This is a genomic window from Arhodomonas sp. KWT (genome assembly GCF_010993615.1).
In genome coordinates this window covers 1-3,942 of sequence record NZ_WNXE01000200.1, presented here as the reverse complement: position 1 = coordinate 3,942, position 3,942 = coordinate 1, and the positions used below count along the sequence as shown (strand labels likewise).

At 69.3% G+C, this 3,942-nt stretch carries 5 protein-coding genes; 4 read left to right on the top strand and 1 reads right to left on the bottom strand.

Features of this window, described 5'->3' with window-relative positions; translation table 11 throughout:
* The 3 genes from G7A99_RS16570 to rimK form a co-directional block, all read left to right on the top strand.
* Nucleotides 1-835: AraC family transcriptional regulator (locus G7A99_RS16570; protein WP_163142174.1), on the top strand; the 835-nt coding region annotated here is incomplete at its 5' end.
* A 68-nt stretch (nt 836-903) separates the two neighbouring features.
* Complete coding sequence (locus G7A99_RS16565) at nt 904-1,398, top strand: RimK/LysX family protein (RefSeq protein ID WP_018716356.1); 495 nt, start codon at nt 904-906, stop codon at nt 1,396-1,398.
* Between the two features lie 103 nt (nt 1,399-1,501).
* On the top strand, nt 1,502-2,419 hold the full coding sequence (gene rimK / locus G7A99_RS16560; protein WP_018716357.1) for a 30S ribosomal protein S6--L-glutamate ligase: 918 nt from the start codon (nt 1,502-1,504) through the stop codon (nt 2,417-2,419).
* Between the two features lie 66 nt (nt 2,420-2,485).
* On the opposite strand, the gene G7A99_RS16555 is transcribed toward rimK, so the two are convergent.
* A complete protein-coding gene (locus G7A99_RS16555; RefSeq protein ID WP_163142171.1) occupies nt 2,486-3,157 on the bottom strand; it encodes a hypothetical protein in 672 nt (223 codons plus the stop codon).
* A 147-nt stretch (nt 3,158-3,304) separates the two neighbouring features.
* Between G7A99_RS16555 and G7A99_RS16550 the strand changes: the two genes are divergently transcribed.
* Nucleotides 3,305-3,942: ATP-binding cassette domain-containing protein (locus tag G7A99_RS16550; RefSeq protein WP_163142168.1), on the top strand; the 638-nt coding region annotated here is incomplete at its 3' end.

Sequence of the window (3,942 nt, the reverse complement as noted above, 5' to 3'; positions counted from 1 at the left end):
GGTGCGGGCCATCCTCGCCGACGGCCACACCGGCGCGGATCCGGTAAACATCCTGGCCGCCGACGAGAGCGACCTGCACGAGATCGGCCTGATCATCCCCTGGGAGACCGCCTTCGACGTGTTCATCCCCGGCGTCGACCAGCCCCGCACCATCCGGGACGGCCACTGGCACTGGCACATGCCCGCGGAGCGCTGGGTGGACTTCCGGCTGCCGGCGCGAAGCCGGATCCGGACGGTCGGCATCACCCTCTCGAACGACCTCTTCGAGCGCCTCTCGGAAGGCGCCCGCCTCCCGGCGCCGGTGGCGGCGATAGGCCGGAGCCACGCCCCGGGCGCGTTCGAGCTGCACCGGCGCATGGACGCGGCGTTACGCCCCGCCGTGGGGCAGCTCTTCTCCAGCCCCTACCACGGCGAGATCCGCCGCCTGTCACTGGAGGGCCGGCTGCTCGAGGTCGTCAGCGGGGCGTTCGAATCCCTGACCCGCAACGACTCGCCGGGCACGCACCTGAGCGCCTGGGAGGTGGCTCGCGTGCGCGACGCCGCCGCCGGGCTGCTCGAGCACCCGGCCTGCCCGCCCTCGATCGACGAGCTCGGCCGGGACACCGGACTGGGAGCGACGCGCCTGATGCAGGCGTTCAAGGCCCATTACGGCGTGCCGCCGGCGCAGTGGCTGCAGCAGCGCAAGCTGGAAATGGCCCACCAGCTGCTCGCGGACACGCCGCTGGGGATCAAGGAGATCGCCTTCCGCCTCGGCTACCGGCACGTGAGCAACTTCGCGAGCGCGTTCAAACGTCATTACGGCGTCACCCCGGGCAGCCTGCGCCGGCAACGGTAACCGCCCGGTTGCCAAACACCGCGTCAGCGCCAACACTGGGGCGTCATCCGCAACGGGAAACCGGGGGCATGAGCACACGCGCGCGACGCCGTAGCCGGCCGCGGCTCTGGGTGGGCTGGCGGGAATGGATCGGCCTGCCTCAGCTGGGCATCGAGGCGGTGAAGGCGAAGATCGACACCGGCGCGTCGACCTCCGCGCTGCACGCGGTCCACATCCACCGCTTCAGCGACAACGGCCGCGACCGGGTCGCCTTCGAGGTCCACCCGCTGCAGCGCCGCACCGACCGCACCGTGCACTGCGCGGCCGATGTGCTCGAAGAGCGCATGGTCACCAGCTCCACCGGGCACCGCGAACGGCGCATCGTGATCCGCACACCACTGCTCATCGCGGGACAGCGATTTCCCATTGATCTGTCACTGACCAACCGCGATACCATGGGTTTTCGCATGCTCATCGGTCGCCGCGCCATGAAACGCCGCCTGCTGGTGGATCCGGGGGCCTCGTACCTGGCCGGCGCGGCGGACAGCGAAGTCTGGGTACGTCGCCCGCCGCCGTCGCGGTGACCGGGCACGGGCCCGTACGCGCCAGCCGGGGGCATCGCCCGACGCCGGGGCGGATATCCGCCGCCCTCACCATCCGCAGTAGCCAGCGTGGAACGAGATACGAATGGCCGAGCCACTGCAGATCTATGTCCTCTCCCGTAACGCCCGCCTGTACTCGACGCGCCGCATCGTCGAGGCCGGGAAGGAACGCGGCCATACCATGCGTGTCGTCGACCCGCTGCGCTGCTATGTGAAGATCAGCGCGCACCGGCCGGAGGTGCACTACAAGGGCGACATCCTCGAGTCGCCGAACGCGGTGATCCCGCGCATCGGCGCCTCGGTGACCTTCTACGGCACCGCCGTGCTGCGGCAGTTCGAGATGATGGGCGTGTTTCCGCTCAACGAGTCCGTGGCGATCACCCGCTCACGGGACAAACTGCGCTCGATGCAGCTGCTCGCACGCCGCGGCATCGGCCTGCCGGTGACCGGATTCGCCTACTCGCCGGACGACAACGAGGACCTCATCAGCCTGGTCGGCGGCGCCCCGCTGGTGATCAAGCTCCTCGAAGGGACCCAGGGCAAGGGCGTGGTGCTCGCAGAGACCACCAAGGCCGCGGAAAGCGTGATCGACGCCTTTCACGGCCTGAACGCCTACTTCCTCACCCAGGAGTTCATCCGCGAGGCCGGCGGCGCGGATATCCGCTGCTTCGTGGTGGGCAACAGGGTCATCGCCTCGATGAAGCGCCAGGCGAAGGAAGGGGAGTTCCGCTCCAACGTCCACCGCGGCGGCGCCGCCACCCCCATCCGCATCACCCCCGAGGAGCGTCAGACGGCGGTACGCGCTGCCCGGATCATGGGGCTCAATGTCGCCGGCGTGGACATCATGCGCTCCAACCACGGCCCGGTGGTGCTGGAGGTGAACTCCTCGCCGGGGCTCGAGGGCATCGAGACCTCCACTGGCAAGGACGTCGCCGGGGCAATCGTCCAGTTCATCGAGAAGGAAGGCAAGGCCGGCAAGACGCGCACAAAGGGCAAGGGCTGACGCGGCCTTCCGCCACGCGGCGCCGGGCGGCCCGCGCACCGGGCCGCCCGCGGACAGCCTCCGGGGCTACTGGCCGCCGCCCTGCTGCATCATCTCCCGTGGGTCCATGGGCTCGGCGGGCAGCTCGAAACGACCGGCCGCCGGGGCGTCACCGGATATCTCCACGACCTCGAACTGCCCCTCCAGCCGGAGCAGCCCCAGACCGCGCTCCTGCAGTCCGGACATCACGCCGCCCTCGTCCCAGTCGGCCCCCATGCTCCGGGCCAGCTCGCCCCAGGCATCGCTCAGGGACTGCGCCATGGGGTCGTCGCTGAGCACGACACGGCCGGACTTCTCCTCGCCCTTTTCGCGCCAGCGCATGCGATAGAGCTCGCCGTCGATCCCGGCGACGGTGGCACTCCCGTCCAGGGCATCCAGGCCGAGCAGCGCCGTGCGCCCCGCAAGGCCGTCGCCCTTGGCCTCGCCGCCGCCCTTCTGCATCGCCGTAAGATCGAGCACCATGGCGTCGGCGCCGCTACCACGCACCGCATAGGCGTGACCGTCGCGCACGAGCATGTAGCCCTGCTGACCCGGCACCTCCATGCGGACCTCGCCATCGTCGCCCCACTCGAAGGTCATGGGCTTCATCGTCCCCTGGGGACCGGCCTCGACGCGCACCTTCGCGGTACCCGCGGCAAACGCCGGCAGCATGACGAGCGCCAGCGCACCCGCGGTGATCACCGTAAACAGACGTTTCATGGTCTCTTCCTCGTGTGTGGTGTGGTAGTCGTCCAACCGGCTTTATCCCTACCAGAGAACCCCTTACACTGCACTTAATCGTATTCCGCCCGCGCCCGCGGGCGCGATTCCGTCCCTGTACCCACTACGAGAACCCGATAGCTGCCAATGGCCCAGTACATCTACACCATGAACCGCGTGGGCAAGGTCGTCCCGCCCAAGCGGCAGATCCTCAAGGACATCTCGCTGTCATTCTTCCCCGGTGCCAAGATCGGCGTGCTCGGCCTCAATGGCTCCGGCAAGTCGACGCTGCTGCGCATCATGGCAGGCCTGGATACCGAGTACGAAGGCGAGGCTCGGCCGCAGCCCGGGATCAACATCGGCTACCTGCCCCAGGAGCCGGAGCTCGATCCGGGCAAGGACGTGCGCGGCAACGTCGAGGATGGCGTGGCCGAGACCAAGGCGCTGGTGGACCGGTTCAACGAGGTCTCCGCCCAGTTCGCCGATCCGGACGCCGACTTCGAGGCCCTGATGGCCGAGCAGGCCAAGCTCCAGGACCAGATCGAAGCCGCCGGCGCCTGGGACCTGGACCGCAAGCTCGAGCAGGCGGCGGACGCCCTGCGCCTGCCGCCCTGGGAAGCGGACGTCACCACCCTGTCCGGCGGCGAGAAACGCCGGGTGGCCCTGTGCCGGCTGCTGCTGTCCAAGCCGGACATGCTGCTGCTCGATGAGCCCACCAACCACCTGGACGCGGAGTCCGTGGCGTGGCTGGAGACCTTCCTCACCGAGTTCGAGGGCACCGTGGT

Excerpts from the sequence above, each read along its gene's own strand:
- G7A99_RS16565 (WP_018716356.1), top strand. The coding sequence starts at position 904 with ATGAGCACACGCGCGCGACGCCGTAGCCGGCCGCGGCTCTGGGTGGGC.
- rimK (WP_018716357.1), top strand. The coding sequence starts at position 1,502 with ATGGCCGAGCCACTGCAGATCTATGTCCTCTCCCGTAACGCCCGCCTG.
- G7A99_RS16555 (WP_163142171.1), bottom strand. The coding sequence starts at position 3,157 with ATGAAACGTCTGTTTACGGTGATCACCGCGGGTGCGCTGGCGCTCGTC.